This is a genomic window from Acidovorax sp. LjRoot118, from assembly GCF_964253575.1.
Taxonomy (GTDB): Bacteria; Pseudomonadota; Gammaproteobacteria; order Burkholderiales; family Burkholderiaceae_C; genus Acidovorax.
Map to the genome: position 1 here is coordinate 4,327,218 of NZ_CAXURB020000001.1, position 22,601 is coordinate 4,349,818.

Here is a 22,601-nt window from a genome sequence, read left to right on the forward strand (position 1 = left end):
TCGGCCATACCCCCAAGGTCTGCGGCCATGGGTTTCTGTATGCGCCGCACATGGCCTACAGTCACGAAGTCAACGCACGCGATGCGGGCCGCAGAGCCCCCCTCGCCCTCCCCTTTTACCAATTCATTTCCCCAACACCATGACCATCAAATCCAAAGCCGCCGTGGCCTTCAAGGCCGGAGAACCCCTGCAGATCGTCGAGATCGACGTGGCGCCGCCCAAGAAGGGCGAGGTGCTGATCCGCATCACCGACACGGGCGTGTGCCACACGGATGCCTTCACCCTGAGCGGTGATGACCCCGAAGGCCTGTTCCCCGTGGTGCTGGGCCATGAGGGCGCGGGCATTGTGGTGGAGGTGGGCGAAGGCGTGACCAGCGTGAAGCCGGGCGACCACGTGATCCCGCTGTACACCGCAGAGTGCGGCGAGTGCCTGTTCTGCAAGAGCGGCAAGACCAACCTGTGCGTGGCGGTGCGCGCCACGCAGGGCAAGGGCGTGATGCCCGATGGCACGACGCGCTTTTCGTACAACGGCCAGCCGATCTACCACTACATGGGCTGCTCGACCTTCAGCGAGTACACGGTGGTGGCCGAGGTGTCGCTGGCCAAGATCAACCCCCAGGCCAACCCCGAGCAGGTGTGCCTGCTGGGCTGCGGAGTGACCACGGGCCTGGGCGCGGTGAAGAACACGGCCAAGGTGCAGGAGGGCGACACGGTGGCGGTGTTCGGCCTGGGCGGCATTGGCCTGGCGGTGATCCAGGGCGCCAAGCTGGCCAAGGCCGGGCGCATCATCGCCGTGGATACCAACCCTTCCAAGTTCGACCTGGCCCGCACCTTTGGCGCGACCGACTGCGTGAACCCCAAGGACCATGACAAGCCGATCCAGCAGGTGATTGTGGAGATGACGACCTGGGGCGTGGACCACAGCTTCGAGTGCATCGGCAACGTGAACGTGATGCGTGCGGCGCTGGAATGCGCGCACCGCGGCTGGGGCCAATCGGTGATCATCGGCGTGGCGGGCGCGGGGCAGGAGATCTCGACCCGCCCCTTCCAGCTGGTCACGGGCCGCAAGTGGATGGGCACGGCCTTTGGCGGCGTGAAGGGCCGCAGCGAGCTGCCCGGCATGGTGGAAGACGCCATGGCCGGCAAGATCCAGCTGGAGCCGTTTGTGACGCACACCATGGGGCTGAAGGACATCAACGAGGCGTTTGACCTGATGCACGAGGGCAAGTCGATCCGCTCCGTCGTCAAGTACGCCGCCTGAACGAATTTGCCTTCAACCGGCTAACGTCGTTGGGGAGCCTTGCCGTGCAAAAGCACTGTCTGCGGCTCCCCGCCTAGTTATCCGGCTGAATCCAAATCCGTTGGACACGGCACAAGCGTCGATCACGAAAACCGAACCATGTCGAACACATCCACACCTTTCGAACTGCTCAGCGAGCACGCCTGCTTTGGCGGCGTGCAGCGCTTCTATCAGCACGCATCCACCGAGATCGGGCTGCCGATGAAGTTCTCGGTCTTTCTGCCGCCAGCGGCGCAGCAAGGGCCCGTGCCGGCCCTGCTGTACCTGGCGGGGCTGACCTGCACCGAAGAGACCTTCATGGTCAAGGCCGGGGCCCAGCGGCTGGCGGCGGAGCTGGGGCTGGCGCTGATTGCGCCCGACACCAGCCCGCGCGGCGCCAATGTGCCTGGCGAGGCCGAGAGTTGGGACTTTGGCGTGGGTGCGGGCTTTTACCTCGACGCCACGGCCGAGCCCTGGGCGCGGCACTGGCGCATGGAGAGCTACCTGGTGAAGGAGCTGCTGCCGCAGGTGCTGGCGCAGTTGCCTGTGGATGGCGAGCGGCTGGGCATCTTCGGCCACTCGATGGGCGGGCATGGTGCGCTGACACTGGCGCTGCGCCACCCGGGGCGGTTCAAGAGTGTGTCGGCGTTTGCGCCCATATGCGCGCCCACGCAGTGCCCCTGGGGCGAGAAGGCCTTCACCGGCTACCTGGGTGCGGACCGCACGGGCTGGGGCGAGCACGATGCCACGGTGCTGATGCAGAACCACCCCATCGCGCCCTACCCGGCGGGCATCCTGATCGACCAGGGGCAGGCCGACAAGTTCTTGCCCACGCAGCTGCACCCGGAGCTGTTCGAGGCGGCGTGCCAGGCCATTGGCCAGCCGCTGGCGCTGCGCCGGCACGAGGGGTATGACCACGGGTACTACTTCATCCAGAGCTTCATGGCGGACCACCTGGCGCACCATGCGGGGCAGTTGGGCGTCCAACCCAGGGTGTGAAGTCCGGCTGGCGCCAACAAGCCAGCCCGGCCGACGCTAAGCAAACGCTAAGCCGGCATTAATGGCCACTTAAGCCTGGGGCGGGAGACTCCCGCCATGCACCAGACCCTGCCGCTGCTGAGGCCCCTTCCGCCCTCTTCCACCCCGCATGCCACCAGCCCCGACCCCACGGCACCGCCGCGGGAGGAACTGCACCCGGCCTGGGTGGTGCTGTTGATCAGCCTGTGGCTGGCCACCGTGTGCAACGTGCCGCTGTGGCGCGAGGTGGCCACGCTGCCCGGCCAGGGCAGCCTGCGCGGCTGGGGCTTTGCGCTGGCCTTTGGGGCCATCGTCACGGCGGGCAACGCCGGGCTGCTGGCCCTGCTGGCCTGGCGCTGGACGCTCAAGCCCGCCGCCGCCCTGCTGCTGGTGATGGCGGCCTTTGGCGCGTACTTCATGCTGTCCTTCGGCATTGCCATCGACGCAAGCATGCTCACCAACGTGCTGCAGACCGACGTGCACGAGGCCGGCGACCTGCTGAGCCTGCGCATGCTGCTCACGGTGGCTGCACTGGCCGCACCGCCGCTGCTGTGGCTGGCGCGCACGCCGGTGCGGCGGCTGTCGCCGATCAAGCAGGCGGGGCACAACGGCTTGCTGCTGGCGGGCTCCGTCGTGGTCATCGTGGCCAGCCTGCTGCTGGTGTTTCAGGACTTTTCGTCCACCATGCGCAATCACACCAAGCTGCGCTATCTGATCAACCCGCTCAACAGCGTGTACGCGCTGGGCAACGTGGCAACCCGGCCGCTGCGCATGGACAACCACACGCTGGTGCCTGTGGGCCGCGATGCCCACCTGGGTGCCAGCTACGCCGGCCAGGCCAAGCCGCCGCTGCTGGTGCTGGTGCTGGGTGAGACCGGGCGCAGCGGCAATTTCGGCATCAACGGCTATGCGCGTGACACCACGCCCCTGCTGTCGGCGCGCAGCAAGGAGCTGGTGAGTGCGGGCAATGCCTGGTCGTGCGGCACCAGTACGGCGGCATCGGTGCCGTGCATGTTCTCGCACCTGGGCAAGAGCGGCTACGAGGGGCGCTCGGCCAACTTCGAGAGCCTGATCGACGTGCTGCACCATGCCGGCCTGGCCGTGCTGTGGCTGGACAACCAATCGGGCTGCAAGGGCGTGTGCGACCGCCTGGGCGACACCAACACCGCCAACCTGAAAGACCCCGAGCTGTGCGCCCACAAGGGCGAGTGCCTGGACCGCATCATGCTGAAAGACCTGGACGCACGCATCGCCGCCCTGCCGGCCGAGCAGCGCCAGCGCGGCACGGTGGTGGTGATGCACCAGCTGGGCAGCCATGGGCCGGCGTACTACAAACGCTCTGCGCCCGATGCCAAGAAGTTCTTGCCCGAATGCGCCTCGACCTCGCTGCAGGAGTGTGACCGCCAGCAGGTGGTGAACGCCTATGACAACAGCGTGGTGGAGACGGACCGGTTTCTCGATGGCGTGTTGCAATGGCTGTCCACCCAGAACAGCTCCGCACAGACGGCGATGGTGTATGTAGCCGACCATGGCGAATCGCTGGGCGAGAACAACATTTACCTGCATGGCCTGCCCTATTCGATTGCGCCCGATGTGCAAAAGCACGTGCCCTGGATCACCTGGCTCTCGCCCGCCATGCAATCGCGCATCGGCGCCAGCACGGGTTGCCTGCAGAAGGACCTGCGCGAGCGGCGCATCACGCACGACCATTACTTCCACTCGGTGCTGGGCCTGATGGACGTGCAGACCGGTGCCTACCAGCCCGAGCAGGACATGTTCACGCCCTGCCGCGATGCCGGGGCCGCGCAGGCGCGGGCCGATGGGCCTGGTGGCGCCACACCGCCCCTGGCGGTGGTAGCCCCCACACGCAAATCCTGACAGCCCTCACCCCGGGACAACACGCTGGCGCGCCCGTTTGCAGGTGCCTCGTCAGGCTGCAACCGCTGGCACCGCCATGAGTACGTAGACCTTGCGCAGGGTTTCGTGCACATGCCATTCGCCCGTGGTGTGGGCCGGGAAGAAGACGGTGTCGCCCGCGTGGAATTCCTGCGGCGAGCCATCGGTGGGGGTGAAGGTGCACGACCCGGCCAGGATGTGCATGACTTCGGCATTGGGCAGGTGGCGTGCGAAGCGGCCGGGGGTGGATTCCCAGATGCCGGTGGCGTTGCCGCCGGCGCCCACGAGGTCTATGTCGATGCCGCTGAACTGGGCGGGGGGTTGGGTCAGGGGGCGGGCGGCGGGGCCCTGGCTCTCCAGACCTTGGAGGGTGGCGGTCTGGGGGAGGATGGTGATGTTCATGGAGGGTGCAGGGTTCTGAAAAGGGAAGCTGCAAGCAAGAGCTGGACCGGGGTTGCTGTGGTCCTTGCTTTGTTAGTGACTGCATGCCTTTGCAGAGGTCGGGAGCCGGGGTGTGCGCCCGGCGGCGCACCTACCTTCTTTTGGTTCGTCAAAAGAAGGTAGGCCAAGAAAAGACGACCCCGCTGCCCGTGTCCCCACCCGCCCGGTGGGCGAGTGGGGCAGCCTGCGATGCTCGAAGCTGGGGTGCGCCTCGGAACTCGCTGCGTTCTTCGAACTCCGCTCAAACATCTGCGGCGAGCCAGATGACGAAGCGCGTGTGTCCTTCGGCACACGCGCCACCCCAGCTTCTGCGCTTCTCGGCACGGTCAGAAGGGGGTGGGAAGGGGCTCCATACGGGCCATTGCTCCGCTCGGCCTGTGGTCCTTCGCTGCGCTCGGCTAGCCATGGCGGCTGCGCCGCCCGTCGGCAGCGCGCAGCGCGATCCGACACCCGGCGCAGCTGCGAAGCAGCAGCCGTCCGTGACCCCGCTCCCCACCCCTGCTGGCTGCGCCGAGAAGCGCAGGAGCTGGGGTGGGCGTGTGTGCCGAAGGACACACACGCTTCGTGATCTGGCTTGCCGCAGCTGTTTGAGCGGAGTTCGAAGAACGCAGCGAGTTCTGCGGCACCACCCCAGGTCCGAGCATCGCAGGTTGCCCCCGTTCGCCCGACAGGGCGAACGGGGGACGCAGACTGGGGGTCGCCTTCTCTTTGGTGACTTTCTCTTGGCGACGCAAGAGAAAGTTACTGCGCCGCCGGGCGCACACCCCGGCCTCCGCCCTTCATCAAGGCATGCAGCAACCACCAACAAAAACCCTTCACCAACAAAACAAAATGCTCAAAACAGACACCCCTGATTCTTCGCAAACCCGGCCCGGTACTGCGTCAAATCCAACTCCGTCCGCGCCCGGTTAAGCCCCAACTTGCGGCAAGTGGCCGCAAAGCGCTGTCGCAGCATATCGGCCCACAAGCCCGTCCCCTTCATCCGCGTGGCAAAGTCGCTGGTGTAGACCTTGCCCGCAGCGCGCTGCGCGGGGTCCAGGGCATGCAGGTCCTGCACCCGTGCCATCACCCGCGCCGCGCGCTGCGGGTAGTGCAGCTCCAGCCACTCGCGAAACAGGGGGTCCAGCTCCCACGGCAGGCGGAGCACCGTGTAGAAAGCGCTGGTGGCCCCGGCCTCGTGCGCGGCCTGCAGCACCTGCTCCATGTCTTCAGTGATGAAGGGGATCTGCGGCGCCACGCTGACGCCCACGGGGATGCCCGCCTCGGCCAGTGTGCGGATGGTGCGCAGGCGGCGGTGGGGCGCGGCGGCGCGCGGCTCCATGCGGCGCGCCAAGGCGGCGTCGAGGGTGGTGATGGTGACGTACACGGCGGTCAGGCGCTGCGCGGCCAGCGGGGCGAGCAGGTCGAGGTCGCGCTCCACCCCGGCGGACTTGGTGATCAGCGAGAACGGGTGGCGCATGTCGCGCATCACCTCGATCAGGCCGCGCGTGAGTTTCAGCTCGCGCTCCACGGGCTGGTAGCAGTCGGTGGCCGAGCCGATGTTGATGAGGCGCGGCACATGGCTGGCCCGGCCCAGCTCATCGCGCAGCAGTGCGGCGATGTTGTGCTTGGCGATGATCTGCGTTTCGAAATCAAGCCCCGGCGACAGGTTGAGATAACTGTGCGTGGGCCGCGCATAGCAGTACACGCAGCCATGCTCACAGCCCCGGTAGGGGTTGACCGAGAGCTCGAAGAAAATGTCCGGCGAGTCGTTCGCGCAGATGGCGCTCTTGGCCGTCTCGAGGTGCACGCGGGTGGCGAGCGGGGCGGGTTGTTCGTCGCCCTCTTCCACATACGCCTCCCAGCCATCGTCCACCACCTCGCGCGTGTCGCGCACGAAGCGGTGCGCCAGGGCCGTGGCCGCGCCCCGGCCGCGGATGGCCGCCAGGGGAATGCGAATCTCTTCGGGTGGCGGGGGGACGTCGGAGGTGTCGACGGAATAGCGCGTCATAACTGTACAAATATACAGTTATTTGGCATGCATGGGGGAAGTTTCGTGCTGCGTCAGGTCGCCTGGCGCGCCGCCCTGCGCCGCGGCCCCAGTTGCGCCACCAGGTAGTCCGCCAGGTGCTGCAGGGCACGGCCCAGGGGCTGCCCGCCGGCCACCAGGGCCAGTTCGCTGGGTGGCAGGGCCTCGAAGCCTGCCGCGCGGCCCAGGACGCGGTGCTCCTTGAGCAGGGCGGTGCGGGGCAGCACGCTGATGCCCAGGCCTGCGGCCACGGCGGCCTGGATACCCGTGAGGCTCTGGCTGCCGAAAGCCTGGCGCCATGGGCGGCCGGCCTTGTCCAGCGTTCTCACGGCGCGCAGCCGGTAGATGCAGCCTGCGGGGAACAGCACCAGGGGCACGGGGCCTGCATCTGGCGCAAAGCCGGCACCCGCAGCCCACACCAGGGATTCGGGCCAGGCGGCAATGCAGTCGCCACTGCCGGGCTCGCGCTTCATCAGCGCCAGATCGATCTCCCCGGCGCCCAGCCTGCGCTGCAGGTCGGTGCTCATGCCACTCACAGTTTCCAGGCGCAGCGCGGGGTGTTCGGCGCTGAAGCCCGCCAGGATGGCGGCCATGCGGCGCGCGTCGAAATCCTCCGGCACGCCCAGGCGCAATGCGGGCTGGCTACCGGTGGTGGCCAGCGCGTCTTCCGCCTCCTGGGCCATGGCCAGCAGGCGCCGTGCGTACTGGGCCAGCAACTCGCCCTGCTGCGTGGGCAGGGCCTGCTTGCCGCTGCGGTCGCGCTGCAGCAGAGGGTGGCCAACCCGCTCTTCGAGCTTGAAGATCTGCTGGCTGACGGTGGACTGCGTGCGGTGCACGCGCTCGGCGCCGCGGGTGAAGCTGCCCTCTTCAACGACGCACACCAGGGTTTTCAGGAGTTCCAGGTCCAACATGGTTCATATCCGAGATTCAACTGGGTTCTATTTGAACATTTAATTTCTCAATATCACCAGCCTTGCGCATGCTACGCACCTCCTTGAAACGATGCGGACTGAACCATGCCTTTGAAAAACACCCCCCGCCCTTTGTGGCTGACCTTCGACTGCTACGGTACCCTCATCCAGTGGGATGAAGGCCTGCAAGAGGCCGTGCGCGAGCTGCTGGCGCGCAAGGGCGCAGCGGGCACCCCGCCGGAAGAACTCATCGCGGTCTACGACCGGCACGAGCACGCGCTGGAGCAGACGCCGCCGCACCGCAGTTTTCGCGAGGTGTCGGGTGAAGGGCTGCAGCGCACCCTGGCGGAGCTGGGGCTGCCCGAATCGCCTGGCGATGCCGGGCTGCTCGCCGGGCGCATCGGGGCCATGCCGCCGTTTCCCGAGGTGGTGGGCGTGCTGCGCACGCTCAAGGCGGCCGGGCACCGCCTGGCCATCGTGTCCAACACCGACGACGACATCATTGCCGGCAACGTGGCGCAACTCGGCGGGCTGATCGACCGGGTGATCACCGCCCAGCAGGCCAGCGCCTACAAGCCCGACCGCCGGCTGTTCGATCATGCCCATGCGCAACTGGGCGTGCAGCCGGCCGAGGTGGTGCACATCTGCGCGAGCCCGCACCTGGACCACGCGGCAGCGCGCGAGATCGGCTTTCGCTGCATCTGGGTGGACCGGGGCTCCGGGCGGCGCCTGCTGCCCGACTACCAGCCCGATGCCACCGTGGGCGATCTGCGCGGGGTGGGGGACCTTTTTGCGACGCTGGGCTGGTAGCGTTTATCTACGCCCAGGCCCTTGCCCAGGCGTCGGCCATGGCGGGCGTGTGGTAGCAGGCAGCCTCGAAGCTCTTGGTGCATACGGCACGCTCGAGCAGCTGGATGTCTGCCTCGTGCTGGCGCGCCACATGCACATCTTCGAAGAAGAGCACCTTGTCGCAGCGCTGGTCCAGCACCAGCTCGGCGATCTGCGCATCGCCGCCCAGCGGGCCGCTGCGCAGGGGCTGCACCCACGGCAGGTCGCGCGGCCAGCCGCGGGACCAGGCCATCTCGTTGAGCCTGCCGCCCGTGGTGCCGGTGGCAAAGCGCTCCTGCGTCTGCGAGAGCAGATCGAAATGGCGAAAGGCGAAGTCCACCATGGCGGACTTCAAGGCGTCGTGGGCGATCAGTGCAACGGATTGCTTGTCGATGGAGGGCACCATCACCGGCGGGCGCTCGCGCAGCGAGACACCGGCCTGCAGCGCGGCCTCCACCGCCACCCATTCGACGGCAGCGGCCACGGTGAGCAGCAAGGGCTTGCCATGCGAGATGCACTGGCGCTTGAGGGCCTGCGCCTCGGGGTACAGGGACGAAGGATCGAGCGGGTCCAGCAGGTAGATGGCGCCGGCCAGTTCCTGCTCGGCGTGCACGCCGCCCGCAATGCGCGAGACCACGCGCATGACCCCGCCCTCGCGCCCGTAGGGCAAGCGGATGAGGTGTGGAAAGTGATCTGCCAGGGCATGCTGTTCGATGGCGTCGGCGCAGCCGCCGACGGCGGCGATGCCGAGCTGGAGTTCGGCCAGGGCCGGCCGCGACGTTGCGGCCCATTGGGCCAGGCCGCCGTCGGCGGTCGAGCGGTGCAGGCGGTGTGCGGCCAGGCCGAAGGTTCGTGGGGGAAGTGTTGTCGTCACCATGTACTCCGAATTCGCATGCCAGTCTAACGCCCGCCTTGTGGGCACTACTCCTTGAACAGCCCCTCGATCACCGCGCGCAGCCACTGGTTGCCCGGGTCGGCCTCGAAGCGCTTGCTCCAGTGCAGCGCCACGGTGAAGTCGCGCAGCGGCAGCGCGGGCTCGATGACGGTGTAGCCGCCCGCTGCCGCAAAGCCGCGGGCGATGTTGCGCGGCATGACCACGGCGAGATCCGTGCCGCGCACGATGGAGGGCAGCACCATGAAGTGTTCGGTGGTCAGGCGCAGGCGGTCTTCGAGCTGCAGCAGGGCCAGGATGCGCAGCGTGTCTGAGTGCGAGCGCACGGCCACGAATTCGAGCTGGCGCAGGTCGTCGAGCAGGGCCGCGCCGCTGCGCCGGCGTTTGGCAAAGGGGTGGCCTTCGCGCAGCAGCACGATGTAGCGGTCACCCAGCAACTGCACGCGCTGCGTGTCCTTCACGGCGGGCAAAAAGCCGAAGGCGAAGTCGATGCGGCCGCTGTCGAGCAGGGGCGCGATTTGCTCGCCCGGCACGGGCAGGGTTTCGAGCCGCACGCCGGGGGCCTGCTGGCGCAGGGCAAGCATGAGGTCGGGCAAAAAGCGGCCCTCGCCGATGTCGCTCATGTGGATGCGGAACACCTTGCGTGACTGCAGCGGGTCGAACAGCGCGGATTCGTTGAGCGCCTGCTCCAGCGTGCCCAGGGCGCTGCGCACGGCGTCGGCCAGGCGGTCGGCCTTGGGGGTGGGCTGCACGCCGCCGCCGGCGCGCACGAAGAGCGGGTCCTTGATCAGCAGGCGCAGCCGCGTGAGGGCCTGGCTGGCTGCGGGCTGGGTCAGATCCATGAGCTCGGCCGCGCGGCTCACGCTGCGCGTGCGGTAGACCGCATCGAACAGGCGCAGCAGGTTGAGGTCGATGTCCTTGATATGCATTGGGCTAATACTGCTTAGTCACTTCATTGTATTGATGGATGTGTGGCGGGGGCCGAAGATCAGACCTTTCCACCTGCATTCCCACGCCCATGCTCCAGGCCCTTGACTCCCGCCCTGTCGGCACCGCCACTGCCGCCACCACCGACCTGCGCCCTACCGTGCGCGAGGTGGTGCTCGACCTGCTGCGCGGCTTTCAGATCGACACCATCTTCGGCAACCCGGGCTCGACCGAGCTGCCGCTGTTCCTCGACTTCCCAAAGGACTTTCGCTACATCCTGGGCCTGCAGGAGGCGGTGGTGGTGGGCATGGCCGACGGCTATGCCCAGGCCACGCACAACGCGGCCTTCGTGAACCTGCACTCGGCGGCGGGCGTGGGCCATGCCATGGGCAATATCTTCACGGCGCACAAGAACCGCACGCCCATGGTGATCACGGCCGGGCAGCAGGCGCGCTCCATACTGCCGTTCGACCCGTTTCTGTTCTCGGGCCAGGCCACGGAGCTGCCCAAGCCCTATGTGAAGTGGAGCATCGAGCCCGCGCGCGCCGAGGACGTGCCGCTGGCCATTGCCCGCGCCTACTACATCGCCATGCAGCAGCCGCGCGGGCCGGTGCTGGTGTCCATCCCCGCGGACGATTGGGACAAGCCCTGCGAGCCGCTGGCGGCGCGCACCGTGAGCACCGAGACGCGGCCCGAGCCGCGCGTCCTGGGCGCCATCGGCGACGCGCTCGATGCAGCGCAGCGCCCGGTCTTCGTGGTCGGCGCGGCGGTGGACCGCGATGGCGCATGGGACGATGTGCTGGCGCTGGCCGAGCGGCACAACGCTGCGGTGTGGATCGCGCCGATGTCGGGGCGCTGCGGCTTTCCGCAGGACCACCGGCTGTTTGCCGGCGTGCTGCCGGCCATGCGCGAGAAGATCGTGGCGCTGCTGGGAGGGCACGACCTGGTGTTTGCACTCGGTGCCGCCGCCTTCACCTACCACGTGGAGGGCCACGGCCCGCATGTGCCGCCTGGTGCGCAGTTGGTGCAGCTGATCGAAGACCCCGGCACGGCGGCCTGGACGCCCGAGGGCACCTCGGCCGTGGGCGGCGTGCGCCTGGGCGTGCAGGACCTGCTGGCACGCCCTGCTCCACCCACACTGTCCTCGCGCACCGCGCCACCGCTGCGGGCAGCGCGCCCGCGTGCCGAACCCTCGGAGCTGATGAGCGTGCAGTACGTGATGCAGACGCTGGCCGAGGTGCGCGACGCGCATTCCATCGTGGTGGAAGAGGCGCCCAGCTCGCGCGCTGCCATGCATGCCTACCTGCCCATCCTGCACAGCGAAACCTTCTACACCATGTGCAGCGGTGGGCTGGGCTATGCCATGCCGGCCGCCGTGGGCGTGGCGCTGGCCAAGCCGGGCAGCAAGGTCATCGGCCTGCTGGGCGATGGCTCGGCGATGTACTCCATCCAGGCACTGTGGAGCGCGGCGCAGCTGCGCCTGCCCATCACCTTCATCATCCTGAAGAATCGGCGCTATGCGGCGCTGCAGGAGTTTGCGCCGACCTTCGGCTTTGGGCCGGACGACAAGCTCGAAGGCACGGAGCTGCCGGATCTCGACTTTCTGGCGCTGGCACGCGGCCAGGGCTGCGATGCCGTGCAGGTGAGCGACGCAGCGCAGCTGCACCAGGTGCTGCGCGATGCGCTGGCGCACCCCCGGGCCATGCTGGTGGAGGTGGATGTGGCCTGAACAAGCCCCCTTCCGTTATCGCTGCAAGCCAACCCTACAGACCCGGACGACCGGGCACCCCCGTTTCAGGAGACATGACCATGACGCACCAGAACGCATCCCAGCATCCCTTCCTTCGCCGACGCCTGGCTGGCGCCCTCGCCCTGGCGGCGCTTGCAGGCGCCGCCCTGCTGCCCGCGGGCGCACGGGCCCAGGCCTATCCCGCCAAGCCCATCAAGGTGGTGGTGAACTTCCCGGCGGGCGGTGCGGCCGACCAGATCGCGCGCGCCGTGACGGTGCCGCTGCAGGCGGCGCTGGGCCAGCCCGTGGTGGTGGAAAACCGGGGCGGCGCGGGCGGCAACATCGGCGGCGAGGCCGTGGCCAAGTCGCCGGCCGACGGCTACACACTGCTCATGAGCTCGGGCGGCATGGTCTCGGTGAACCCCCACATCTACCCCAAGATGCCGTTCGACCCGGTCAAGGACTTGGTGCCCGTGGCCGCCGCAGCGCGCGTGCTGGTGTTCCTGGAGGTGCGGCCCACGCTGCCAGTGAACACCATCCAGGAGTTTCTGGCCTACCTCAAGGCCAACCCGGGCAAGGTGAGCTTCGGCACGCCGGGCAACGGCAGTTCGCCCCACCTGGCGGCCGAGATGCTCAAGTCCCAGGCCAACGTGTTCGCGGTGCACGTGCCGTACCGCGGCGCGGCGCCTGCCATGCAGGACCTGCTGGGCGGGCAGGTGGATTTCATGTTCGACCCCGGCATCGGCCTGCAGCACGTGAAGGCCAACAAGCTGCGCCTGCTGGCCGTGGGCAGCGCCAAGCGCTCGCCACTGTTCCCCGATGTGCCCACGCTGGACGAGGTGGGGTTGAAGGGCTTCGACGCCGACACCCTGTTCGGCTTCTATGCGCCTGCGGGCACGCCCGCCGAGGTGGTGACCCGGCTGAACCGCGAGATCAATAAGATCCTGGCCACGGCCCCCGTGCAGGAGCGCATCGCCGCACTGGGCGGCGAACCCGCGCCCATGGCGCCCAAGGAGTTCCACGACCGGGCCATGAGCGACAGCAAGCGCTTCGGTGCCCTGATCAAGGCGCGCAACATCACCGGAGACTGATCTTGCGCGGTGGTGGTGCGGTGGTGGCGCGGCCACGCACCGCCCCGGCCAATGCCCGCACGGTGCAGTGCGAGATTGTCGGCAAACCGGGCCTGCCGGCCTATAGTCCCGCCCTTTGCAACCACACCCTGCGAGGTACCCCATGGCGCGCAAGCCCCAGATCATCCTGTCGTCCCTGGACGTCGACCGCATCGAAGCCCTGCTGGCCGCCATTCCGGCCAGCGTCTTCCCCGGCAAGGCCGATCTGCAGGCCGAGATCGACCGCGCCGACGTGGTGACGCCCGAGGACATCCCGCCGCATGTGGTGACGATGAACTCCACGGTGCAGTTCGCCATCGAGGAGACGGGCAAGGAGTTCTGCCTGACGCTGGTCTACCCGCGCGACATGGACGGCAGCGCGGACCGCCTGTCGATCTTCGCGCCCGTGGGCAGCGCCCTGCTGGGCCTGGCGGTGGGCGATGCGCTGGTGTGGCCCGGCCCCGGCGGCAAGCCGATGACGGTGCGGGTGAAGGCGATCCTGTACCAACCTGAAGCGGCGGGCGAACTGCACAGGTAGCCCCCACGCCAGGGGCCGTTGCGCACCCGCTGCAAATTGCAACAGGTGTTGCGTTGTCATGCCCTGCTGCGACAATCGGGGCCCATGACAGCGCCCCCGCACCCGCCCGACGAACCGAACGCCCCGGCAACGGCGCTGGCGGCTGCGCCCCCTGGGTTCGACCCAGACTCCACCACCGCCTTCCAGCAGCGCATGGAGCGGGCCCCCGAATGGTTCTGCTCCTTCCTGGCCGGCAACATCCGCGAGAAGAGCCGCCTGAAGCGCGAGATGGCAACCATGAAGGGATCGGTGGCCTGGCTGATGAAGCAGCGCCGCCAGGGCAACTGGACTGCCGAGGAGCGTGATCAACTGCGCGACGTGATGCGCTCGGCCTCGTCGGTCAGCCCCTACCTGTTCATCTGGGTGATTCCCGGCTCGATGCTGCTGCTGCCCTTCATGGCCTGGTTCCTGGACAAGCAGCGCAAGCGGCGTGAGGGACTGCCACCGGTTTGAGCCATGTATGTGGGCCTTCTCTGGCCCCTCCGGCTTCTTTAGACAAGCGAACCGGGCACAACAGCTGCCCCGGCCAGGGCAGCAGTGCAAGGACCGCCCAGCTCAAGCCCAGTGGCTGCTGATCGCCACCAGCATGCCCGCCCCCACCAGCCCGGCCTGCCAGCGCAATGCCATGGACCAGGTGGGCACGTGGCGCTCCACCCGCTGGTAGAGCTGCCGCCCCGCCATCAGCGACAGGGTGAAGGCCAGGGCCATGCCCAGTGCGTTGACCACGGGAGACTCGGGGAACAGGTGGCCCACGACCGCGTTAACCAGCAGGCACACGGCGAAGTGCACGAGGAAGACCGAGTACGACATCTGGCCCAGCCGGACCAGCGGCGCCACGCCCTGCCACTGGCGCAGCCGCGCCGAGCGCAAGGCCGCCACCAGCAACACGGAAGCCACCAGCGCCAGGGCGATGCGGCCGCGGTGTTCCATGGCCAGGGCGCTGCCGCCCAGCAGCACCATGAGCGCCAGCCAGCCCGTGGCGCGCGGGGACTTCACGGCCCAATAGGCCATCATGCCCAGCCCGTACGAGCCGAAGAAGTACCAGCCCCACATGTCGAGCGAACTGTCAAGATTGAACACCCACAGCGAGGTGGCCGTGAGCGCCACCAGCAGGCTTTTGCCGATCACGGGCCCGTTGCGGCGCGCCCAGTCACCGGGTAGCGCCCGAACGGCGGCCCAGACGAGCACGCTGAGCACGAACAGCTGGAAGTCGATGGCCACGTACCAGACGCCGGCCGAGAGGGCATCCTCGCCCACGATGTCCTGCAGCAGAAGCGCATTGGCCAGCAATTGCGCGAGCGTGGGCTCGTCGGGCACGGAGTGGTGGTCCATCCACGACCGCACCAGCGCCGACACCAGCACCGCCAGCAGCAGTGCCACCGCGTAAGGCACCACGAGCCGCACGAAGCGCTTGGTGATCACCGCCCCGGCACTGTCGAAGCGGGCCACGCCCTGCGGGGCCAGGCTGGCGGCCGCTAGGTAGCCACCCAGCACCAGGAACACCTGCACCGCCATGCGCCCATAGTCGTACAGCCAGGCCATCAGCCACGGCGCCAGCGGCGCGGCGATGTCGGACATCGGGCCGTAGAAGGCCAGGTGGTGGCAGACGATGGCGGCGCACGCCAGCCCCTTGACCATGTCGATCAGGGGAGTGCGGGAGGTGGCGGAAGGCATGGGTGGATGGAACGGTCGGCTGAATGACACTCCCGCCATTGCGGGCAAAACCTGCCTATTGTCGCCTGTTACAGAAATTTGCGCTGTCGCGCGTGCAATCGGCATGGCAGACGCTGCAAATGTCACTTCATTCTGAATTTTCAGTATTTACTGAAAATTCAATAAATCAAGCGCACAATTGGGCCCATGACCTATGTCAAACACCTCCCTCCTCTGAACCGCCAGTTCGTGGCCCACTTCGGTGAAATGGGCAGCCGCTGGGGCATCAACCGCACCGTGGGGCAGATGTATGCCCTGATCTTCCTGTCGCCGCGCCCGCTCAATGCGGACGAGATCGCCGAAACGCTGGAGTTCTCGCGCTCCAACGTCAGCATGGGGCTCAAGGAGCTGCAGGCCTGGCGCCTGGTGAAGCTGAGCCACCAGCCGGGCGACCGGCGTGAATACTTCGAGGCACCCAAGGATGTGTGGGAGATCTTCCGTGTGCTGGCCGAGGAACGCCGCCGCCGCGAGATCGAACCCACGCTGTCCATGCTGCGCATGGCGCTGCTCGAAGAACCCGGCTCCGAGGAGGAGCGCCATGCCCAGCAGCGCATGCGCGAGATGCACGAGCTGATTGACAGGCTGATGACCTGGTTCGACGATGTGCAGCGGCTGGCGCCCGAGACGGCGATGCAGTTGATGGGCATGGGCACGGCCGTCACCCGGGTGCTCGAATTCAAGGACCGCCTGACCGGCAAGGGCGGCAGCACGGGCAAGGACAAGGGGGTTTGACCATGGACGCTTTCACCCTGTCGCGCATCCAGTTCGCGGCGAACATCAGCTTTCACATCCTGTTTCCCACCATCACCATCGCGCTGTGCTGGTTCCTGGTGTTCTTTCGGCTACGCCACGGGGCCACGCGCGGCACGCCCGCCGCGCTGGGCTGGGAGCAGGCCTACTACTTCTGGACCAAGGTGTTCGCGCTGAGCTTTGCGCTGGGCGTGGTCTCGGGCATCACCATGAGTTTTCAGTTCGGCACCAACTGGCCGGGCTTCATGGAGCAGGTGGGCAATATCGCCGGGCCGCTGCTGGGTTATGAGGTGCTCACGGCCTTCTTTCTGGAGGCGTCGTTCCTGGGCATCATGCTGTTCGGCCGGGGCCGCGTGTCCGACCGAGTGCACCTGGCGGCCACGCTGATGGTGGCCTTTGGCACCACGCTCTCGGCCTTCTGGATCCTGAGCCTGAACTCATGGATGCAGACACCTGCGGGCTACGAGATCATCGATGGCAAGTTCCATGCGGTGGACTGGCTGGCCATCGTGTTCAACCCCTCCTTCCCCTACCGGCTGGGCCACAAGCTGCTGGCGTCGGCCCTCACGGCGGGCTTCCTGATCGCGGGGGTGAGTGCCTGGCAACTGCTCAAGGGCACGGCCACCGATGGCACACGCAAGGCACTGCGCACGGCCATCACGGCGGTGGCCATCGTGATCCCGCTGCAAATCTTCATGGGCGACCTGCATGGTCTGAACACGCTGGAACACCAGCCCGCCAAGATCGCCGCCATCGAAGGCATCTGGCACACCGAGAAGGGCGCTGCGCTCACGCTGTTCGGCCTGCCCAACGAGAAGGAAGGCCGCACGGACTACGCCATCCAGATCCCCAAGGCCGCCAGCCTGATCCTGGCGCACGACATCGATGCCGAGCTCAAGGGGCTCAACGATTTTCCAGGTGCGCACCCGCCCGTGGCGCCGGTGTTCTGGGGCTTTCGCGTGATGGTGGGCATGGGCATGCTGATGCTGGCCGTGGCCTGGTGGGGCGCGTTCATGCTGTGGCGCCGCCGCGGGCAGGACCTGAGCACCCTGCCCCGCCTGCTGCTGGGTACCCTGGTGGGCATGACGTTCTCGGGCTGGGTGGCCACGCTGGCCGGCTGGTACGTGACGGAGATCGGCCGCCAGCCCTTTCTGGTCTATGGCCTGTTCCGCACGGCGGACGCCGTGGCCCAGCACCCGCCCGGGATGGTGGCCGGCACGCTGGTGGCCTACCTCACTGTGTATGTGCTGCTGCTGGTGGCCTACATCGGCGTGATCAAGTACATGGCCGAGCACTCGACCATGCCCACCGCGGCCGTGGCGCCCCCAGCACCGCAAGCCATCTGAGGAGCAACACCATGGACATGACCTGGGCCACGGCCCTTCCGCTGATCTTCATGGCCGTCATGGGGCTGGCACTGCTGGCCTACGTGGTGCTGGACGGCTACGACCTGGGCGTGGGCATTCTGCTGCCCTTTGCCTCCGATGCCGAAAAGGACGTGATGGTCGCCAGCATCGGCCCCTTCTGGGACGCCAACGAGACCTGGCTGGTGCTGGGCGTGGGCGTGCTGCTGATCTGCTTTCCCAAGGCCCACGGCATGGTGCTGTCGGCCCTGTACCTGCCGGTGGCGGTGATGCTGGTGGGGCTGATCCTGCGCGGCGTGGCCTTCGACTTCCGCGTGAAGGCGCGCGACTCGCACAAGGCCACCTGGAACCGCCTGTTCGCAGCCGGCTCGCTGGTCACCACGCTGGCCCAGGGCTGGATGCTGGGCGCCTACATCACCGGCTTGCAGAACGACACCTGGGGCCTGCTGTTCTCGGCGGGCATCGCGCTCACGCTGCCGGCGGCCTACGCCATGCTGGGCGTGGGCTGGCTCATCATGAAGACCGAGGGTGACCTGCAGCACAAGGCCCTGGCCTGGGGCCGCAAGGTGCTGTGGCCCATGGGCGCGGCGCTGGCCGGCATCTCGCTGGCCACGCCGCTGGTGAGCCACACGGTGTTTGCCAAATGGTTCGTGCTGCCCGAGCTGTTTGCGCTGCTGCCCATACCGCTGGCCTGCGTGGGCGCGTTCTTCGCCATCCGCCATGTGCTGCACACGCCGCGCGTGGTGCAGGCCGGCTACGGCTGGATCGTGTTCGTGGCCACGGTGGTGGTGTTCGTGCTGGCCTTCTTTGGGCTGGCCTACAGCATCTACCCGTTCATCGTGATCGACCGCCTCACGGTGTGGGAGGCGGCCAGCGCCACTGAGTCGCTGGTGGTGATCGGGATCGGTGTGGCGATCACGCTGCCGGTGATCATCGTCTACACGGTCTTCATGTACCGGGTGTTCTGGGGCAAGGCGCGGGAGCTGACGTACGGGCTGTGAGCGCCGGTTCACGCCTCAATACCTGAGGCTGCCCTCGGCATCCACGATAGCCAGCTCCACATAGGTCGAGCCGTTGTGGTTCTTGGGCGAATATTTCACGTTGAAGCGCCCGAACGAGATTTCGCCGGCCTCTTCCATGGCGCGGGTGAAGGATTCGGTGCTCAGGTTGCGCCCGGCGCGGCGCAAGCCCTCGACCAGCAGGCGCGCATGCACGAAGCCCTCAAATTGCGAGGCCGAGGGTTGCGCGCCCGGCGACTTGGCGCGCAGCAGCGCCAGGTACTCGGCGACCACCGGCACGGTGGTGCTGCGCAGCGAGGGCATGATCTGCGCGAGGATGATGCCGCGCGCCTTCTCCTTGAGCTCGCGCTGGATCACGTCCATGCTGGCCACCGAAAAGCCGTAGTACGTGGGCCGCGCCGAGGTGGCTTGCACGCCCTTGATGTAGTAGGTGAAGGTGGTGCCCGCCGTGGCCACGATCACGGCCTGCGGCTGGGCCTTTTCGGTGGCCTGGCCGGCAGCGGCAAAATCGGGTTGCTTCGGATCGACCTTGATCTCGGCGACGAAGGGGAGCTTTTCCTGCGCGGAGGCCTTCTTGAGTTCGGCCAGCAAGGTCTTGCCCAGTCCGTCGTCCTGGTAGAACACGGCCACCCGGTCCATGCCCTGCTGGCGCAGTTGCGAGACGATCTTCTGCGCCTCGCTGGCATAGCCTGCGCGCACGTGGAACACATGGGGGTTGAAGTTCTCGCGGAACACCGAGGCACCGGTGACGGGCCCGAACAGCAGGGTGCGGTGCTCCTGGATCAGCGGCAGGATGGCGGCCGTCTGCGCGGTGCCGGTGCTGTTGTAGACCATGAAGACCTTGTCGGTCTCGAGCAGCTTGCGCGTGTTCTCCACCGCCTTTTGCGCGTCGAAGGCATCGTCGAGCGTGGTGTAGCGGATCATGCGGCCGTGCACGCCGCCCTGGGCATTGACGGCATCGAACAGCAGGCGCGAACCCTCGCCATACTGCGCGGTCTGGGGGCCGAGCGGGCCCGAGAGCACAGCCGAGGCGCCGAGCCGTATCTCGTCCGGCGTCACGCCCTCATTGCGGGCATGGCACAGCCCGGCCGCCCCCAGCGCGGCCAGCAACACAAGTATCCGAAGCATGTCGTCCCCCAGCTTGCCAATGATGATCGACCAGGCCCAGTGCCCTGCGGTCCATTTGGTTATTGATCATCATTATCTGCAGGCCCTGGTGCCGGGCCGTAGGGGTTAGCCCTGTCCTGGAGGCGGGCAGCCAGGGCTGGCTCTGGCTACGCACCTCGGGATCAGAGGGCCAGGCGAGCGCGGGCGGCCTGGTATTCGCTGCGCAGGCGAGCCACGAGCTCGGCGGTGCTGGTCACGGCGTCGATGGCGCCGATGCCCTGGCCGCAGCCCCAGATGTCCTTCCAGGCCTTCTTGGCGTCGCCGCCGAAGTTCATCTTGCTCGGGTCGGATTCGGGCAGGTTGTCCGGGTCCATGCCGGCGGCGCGGATCGAGGGCGCCAGGTAGTTGCCGTGCACGCCGGTGAAGAGGTTGCTGTAGACGATGTCGTCGGACGTGCCGGCCACGATGGCCTGCTTGTATTCGTCGCTGGCGCGCGCTTCGTGCGTGGCGATGAAGGCCGAACCGATGTAGCCGAAGTCGGCGCCCATGGCCTGTGCGGCCAGCACCGCATCGCCGCTGGCGATGGCGCCGCTGAGCGCGATGGGGCCGTCGAACCACTGGCGGATTTCCTGAATCAGGGCGAACGGGCTCTTCACGCCCGCATGGCCGCCGGCACCGGCGGCCACGGCGATCAGGCCGTCGGCGCCCTTCTCGATGGCCTTGTGCGCGAACTTGTTGTTGATGATGTCGTGCAGCACGATGCCGCCCCAGGCATGCACCGCCTGGTTCACGTCCTCGCGCGCGCCCAGGCTGGTGATGATGATCGGCACCTTGTACTTGGCGCAGACCTGCATGTCGTGCTCCAGCCGGTCATTGCTCTTGTGCACGATCTGGTTGATGGCGAAGGGCGCGGCCGGCCTGTCGGGGTTGGCCTTGTTGTAGGCCGCCAGCGTCTCGGTGATCTCGGCCAGCCATTCGTCGAGCAGCTCGGCGGGGCGCGCGTTGAGCGACGGCATGGAACCCACCACGCCGGCCTTGCACTGCTCGATCACGAGCTTGGGGTTGCTGATGATGAACAGCGGCGAGCCGATGACGGGCAGCGAGAGGTTCTGCAATGCGGGGGGCAGCTTGGACATGGCGGGTTCGTTCCAGGTTGAAGGATGGATGAATGGATCAGATTCTTGAGGGGCGCAGGCCCTCGCGCACAGCGCGCCGGCCCTGCTTGTCTCCCCCGTGCGCTCAGAAGGAATCGAGCGCCAGCTCCGTCACGCTGTCGGCGCCTTCGACGATGCTGTCGCGCAGGCCCGGCGCCTTGACCAGGATGTGCTCGGCGTAGAACTGCGCCGTGGTGATTTTTGCCTGCATGAAGGCGCTGTCCTGTCCCTTGTGCAACAGCGCCTGCGCCACCAGCAGGCTGCGCGCCAGTTGCCAGCCGGCCACCAAGTTGCCCGCCAGCATGAGGTAGGGCACGCTGCCGGCGAACACGGCGTTGGGCGAGGTCTTGGTGCCGCCGGCAACGAAGTCCACCACGTCAAGGAAGGCCTGGCGTGCGGCCGTGAGGCGGCGCGCCACGGCCTTGGCGGCAGGGGTGCCGTTGGCCAGCAGTTCGGCTTCGGTCTTCTCGATCTGTGCGGCAATGCCCTTGGCGGTCTGGCCGCCGTCGCGCGCGGTCTTGCGGCCCACGAGGTCATTGGCCTGGATGGCGGTGGTGCCTTCGTAGATGGTGAGGATCTTGGCGTCGCGGTAGTACTGGGCGGCGCCCGTTTCCTCGATGAAGCCCATGCCGCCATGCACCTGCACCCCGAGGCTGGTGACTTCCAGGCTCATCTCGGTGCTGTAACCCTTGACCAGCGGCACCATGAATTCGTAGAACGCGGCATTCTGCTTGCGCGCATCGGCATCGGGGTGGTGGTGCGCGGCGTCGTAGGCAGCGGCAGCCACGGTGGCCATGGCGCGGCAGCCCTCGGTGTAGGCGCGCATGGTCATGAGCATGCGGCGCACATCGGGGTGGTGGATGATGGGCGCGCTGGCGGCAATGGAGCCGTCCACGGGGCGGCTTTGCACACGGTCTTTCGCATAGCCCACGGCCTTCTGGTAGGCACGCTCGGCAATCGCGATGCCCTGCACGCCCACGGCGTAGCGTGCGGCGTTCATCATGATGAACATGTATTCGAGGCCCCGGTTCTCCTGGCCCACGAGGTAGCCCACGGCACCGCCATGGTCGCCGAACTGCAGCACGGCCGTGGGGCTGGCCTTTATACCGAGCTTGTGCTCGATGCTCACGCAGTGCGCGTCGTTGCGCGCGCCCAGGCTGCCGTCGGCGTTGACCATGAACTTGGGCACGACGAACAGGCTGATGCCCTTGACGCCCTCGGGCGCGCCCTGCACACGGGCCAGCACCAAGTGCACGATGTTGGCGGCCATGTCGTGCTCGCCATAGGTGATGAAGATCTTGGTGCCGAAGACCTTGTAGCTGCCGTCCGGCTGGGGTTCGGCACGCGTGCGCACCAGGGCCAGGTCGGAGCCGGCCTGGGGCTCGGTGAGGTTCATGGTGCCGGTCCACTCGCCGGTCACCAGCTTTTCAAGGTAGGTGGCCTTGAGCTCATCGCTGCCGGCCGTGAGCAGCGCCTCGATGGCGCCGTCGGTCAGCAGCGGGCACAGCGCGAAGCTCATGTTGGCGCTGTTGCACATCTCGATGCAGGCGGCGCCGATGGTCTTGGGCAGGCCCTGGCCACCAAAGTCGGCCGGGTGCTGCAGGCCCTGCCAGCCGCCCTCGCCATACTGGCGAAAGGCGTCCTTGAAGCCGGGGGTGGTGGTGACCACGCCGTCCTTCCAGCTCGACGGGTTCTTGTCACCCTCGAAGTTCAGCGGAGCCAGCACGCCCTCGTTGAACTTGGCGCACTCTTCGAGCACGGCCTGGGCGGTGTCGAGGCCCGCGTCTTCGAAGCCGGGAATCTGTGCGATCTGTTCAATGTTGGCCAGGTGCTCGATATCGAACAGCATGTCCTTGACGGGGGCGGTGTAACTCATGGAT

20 protein-coding genes are annotated in these 22,601 nt (G+C 67.4%); 11 read left to right on the plus strand and 9 right to left on the minus strand.

What is annotated here, in order from left to right; all coding sequences use genetic code 11:
* Nucleotides 1–145 precede the first annotated feature (145 nt).
* The 3 genes from ACSQ9E_RS20490 to ACSQ9E_RS20500 all read left to right on the plus strand — a co-directional run bounded on the left by ACSQ9E_RS20490 (nucleotide 146) and on the right by ACSQ9E_RS20500 (nucleotide 4,174).
* Nucleotides 146–1,261 (plus strand): S-(hydroxymethyl)glutathione dehydrogenase/class III alcohol dehydrogenase, encoded by a 1,116-nt coding sequence (locus tag ACSQ9E_RS20490; protein ID WP_436220243.1) that lies wholly within the window; start codon nucleotides 146–148, stop codon nucleotides 1,259–1,261.
* 138 nt (nucleotides 1,262–1,399) lie between these two features.
* Nucleotides 1,400–2,278, plus strand: coding sequence for an S-formylglutathione hydrolase (gene fghA / locus ACSQ9E_RS20495; protein WP_436219016.1), 879 nt, complete (start codon nucleotides 1,400–1,402; stop codon nucleotides 2,276–2,278).
* Between the two features lie 96 nt (nucleotides 2,279–2,374).
* Nucleotides 2,375–4,174, plus strand: a complete 1,800-nt coding sequence (locus ACSQ9E_RS20500) for a phosphoethanolamine transferase (RefSeq protein WP_436219017.1) — start codon at nucleotides 2,375–2,377, stop codon at nucleotides 4,172–4,174.
* 51 nt (nucleotides 4,175–4,225) lie between these two features.
* On the opposite strand, the gene ACSQ9E_RS20505 is transcribed toward ACSQ9E_RS20500, so the two are convergent.
* The 3 genes from ACSQ9E_RS20505 to ACSQ9E_RS20515 form a co-directional block, all read right to left on the minus strand.
* Nucleotides 4,226–4,594, minus strand: coding sequence for a cupin domain-containing protein (locus tag ACSQ9E_RS20505; RefSeq protein WP_436219018.1), 369 nt, complete (start codon nucleotides 4,592–4,594; stop codon nucleotides 4,226–4,228).
* Nucleotides 4,595–5,468: 874 nt separating this feature from the next.
* Entirely contained in the window at nucleotides 5,469–6,623 is a 1,155-nt protein-coding gene (locus ACSQ9E_RS20510; protein WP_436219019.1) for a PA0069 family radical SAM protein, read from the minus strand.
* Between the two features lie 53 nt (nucleotides 6,624–6,676).
* Nucleotides 6,677–7,552 carry a LysR substrate-binding domain-containing protein gene (locus tag ACSQ9E_RS20515; protein ID WP_436219020.1) on the minus strand — a complete coding sequence of 292 codons (876 nt, stop codon included), beginning with the start codon at nucleotides 7,550–7,552 and terminating at the stop codon, nucleotides 6,677–6,679.
* Between the two features lie 105 nt (nucleotides 7,553–7,657).
* Between ACSQ9E_RS20515 and ACSQ9E_RS20520 the strand changes: the two genes are divergently transcribed.
* A complete protein-coding gene (locus tag ACSQ9E_RS20520; protein WP_436219021.1) occupies nucleotides 7,658–8,362 on the plus strand; it encodes an HAD-IA family hydrolase in 705 nt (234 codons plus the stop codon).
* Between the two features lie 7 nt (nucleotides 8,363–8,369).
* On the opposite strand, the gene ACSQ9E_RS20525 is transcribed toward ACSQ9E_RS20520, so the two are convergent.
* Nucleotides 8,370–9,254, minus strand: a complete 885-nt coding sequence (locus ACSQ9E_RS20525) for a methylglyoxal synthase (RefSeq protein WP_436219022.1) — start codon at nucleotides 9,252–9,254, stop codon at nucleotides 8,370–8,372.
* 47 nt (nucleotides 9,255–9,301) lie between these two features.
* On the minus strand, nucleotides 9,302–10,201 hold the full coding sequence (locus tag ACSQ9E_RS20530; RefSeq protein ID WP_436219023.1) for a LysR family transcriptional regulator: 900 nt from the start codon (nucleotides 10,199–10,201) through the stop codon (nucleotides 9,302–9,304).
* A gap of 89 nt (nucleotides 10,202–10,290) precedes the next feature.
* Here ACSQ9E_RS20530 and mdlC point away from each other — a divergent pair, with 89 nt between their 5' ends.
* The 4 genes from mdlC (at nucleotide 10,291) to ACSQ9E_RS20550 (ending at nucleotide 14,067) form a co-directional block, all read left to right on the plus strand.
* Nucleotides 10,291–11,928, plus strand: coding sequence for a benzoylformate decarboxylase (mdlC, locus tag ACSQ9E_RS20535; RefSeq protein WP_436219024.1), 1,638 nt, complete (start codon nucleotides 10,291–10,293; stop codon nucleotides 11,926–11,928).
* 80 nt (nucleotides 11,929–12,008) lie between these two features.
* Nucleotides 12,009–13,019, plus strand: a complete 1,011-nt coding sequence (locus ACSQ9E_RS20540) for a Bug family tripartite tricarboxylate transporter substrate binding protein (RefSeq protein WP_436219025.1) — start codon at nucleotides 12,009–12,011, stop codon at nucleotides 13,017–13,019.
* A 142-nt stretch (nucleotides 13,020–13,161) separates the two neighbouring features.
* Complete coding sequence (gene rnk / locus ACSQ9E_RS20545) at nucleotides 13,162–13,575, plus strand: nucleoside diphosphate kinase regulator (protein ID WP_436219026.1); 414 nt, start codon at nucleotides 13,162–13,164, stop codon at nucleotides 13,573–13,575.
* A gap of 84 nt (nucleotides 13,576–13,659) precedes the next feature.
* On the plus strand, nucleotides 13,660–14,067 hold the full coding sequence (locus ACSQ9E_RS20550; RefSeq protein ID WP_436219027.1) for a hypothetical protein: 408 nt from the start codon (nucleotides 13,660–13,662) through the stop codon (nucleotides 14,065–14,067).
* 102 nt (nucleotides 14,068–14,169) lie between these two features.
* On the opposite strand, the gene ACSQ9E_RS20555 is transcribed toward ACSQ9E_RS20550, so the two are convergent.
* Nucleotides 14,170–15,288 (minus strand): acyltransferase family protein, encoded by a 1,119-nt coding sequence (locus tag ACSQ9E_RS20555; RefSeq protein ID WP_436219028.1) that lies wholly within the window; start codon nucleotides 15,286–15,288, stop codon nucleotides 14,170–14,172.
* A gap of 186 nt (nucleotides 15,289–15,474) precedes the next feature.
* Between ACSQ9E_RS20555 and ACSQ9E_RS20560 the strand changes: the two genes are divergently transcribed.
* The 3 genes from ACSQ9E_RS20560 to ACSQ9E_RS20570 are packed head-to-tail and all read left to right on the plus strand — an operon-like array spanning nucleotide 15,475 to nucleotide 18,442.
* The gene (locus ACSQ9E_RS20560; RefSeq protein WP_157412289.1) at nucleotides 15,475–16,059 is read left to right on the plus strand and encodes a GbsR/MarR family transcriptional regulator; all 585 of its coding nucleotides are present in this window, start codon (nucleotides 15,475–15,477) and stop codon (nucleotides 16,057–16,059) included.
* A gap of 2 nt (nucleotides 16,060–16,061) precedes the next feature.
* On the plus strand, nucleotides 16,062–17,423 hold the full coding sequence (locus tag ACSQ9E_RS20565) for a cytochrome ubiquinol oxidase subunit I (protein WP_057199725.1): 1,362 nt from the start codon (nucleotides 16,062–16,064) through the stop codon (nucleotides 17,421–17,423).
* Nucleotides 17,424–17,440: 17 nt separating this feature from the next.
* On the plus strand, nucleotides 17,441–18,442 hold the full coding sequence (locus tag ACSQ9E_RS20570; RefSeq protein ID WP_369818131.1) for a cytochrome d ubiquinol oxidase subunit II: 1,002 nt from the start codon (nucleotides 17,441–17,443) through the stop codon (nucleotides 18,440–18,442).
* A 15-nt stretch (nucleotides 18,443–18,457) separates the two neighbouring features.
* On the opposite strand, the gene ACSQ9E_RS20575 is transcribed toward ACSQ9E_RS20570, so the two are convergent.
* The 3 genes from ACSQ9E_RS20575 to ACSQ9E_RS20585 all read right to left on the minus strand — a co-directional run bounded on the left by ACSQ9E_RS20575 (nucleotide 18,458) and on the right by ACSQ9E_RS20585 (nucleotide 22,597).
* Entirely contained in the window at nucleotides 18,458–19,588 is a 1,131-nt protein-coding gene (locus tag ACSQ9E_RS20575) for an ABC transporter substrate-binding protein (protein WP_436219029.1), read from the minus strand.
* Nucleotides 19,589–19,749: 161 nt separating this feature from the next.
* The gene (locus tag ACSQ9E_RS20580; RefSeq protein WP_057199722.1) at nucleotides 19,750–20,703 is read right to left on the minus strand and encodes an NAD(P)H-dependent flavin oxidoreductase; all 954 of its coding nucleotides are present in this window, start codon (nucleotides 20,701–20,703) and stop codon (nucleotides 19,750–19,752) included.
* 103 nt (nucleotides 20,704–20,806) lie between these two features.
* On the minus strand, nucleotides 20,807–22,597 hold the full coding sequence (locus tag ACSQ9E_RS20585; RefSeq protein ID WP_436219030.1) for an acyl-CoA dehydrogenase: 1,791 nt from the start codon (nucleotides 22,595–22,597) through the stop codon (nucleotides 20,807–20,809).
* Between the last annotated feature and the right edge of the window lie 4 nt (nucleotides 22,598–22,601).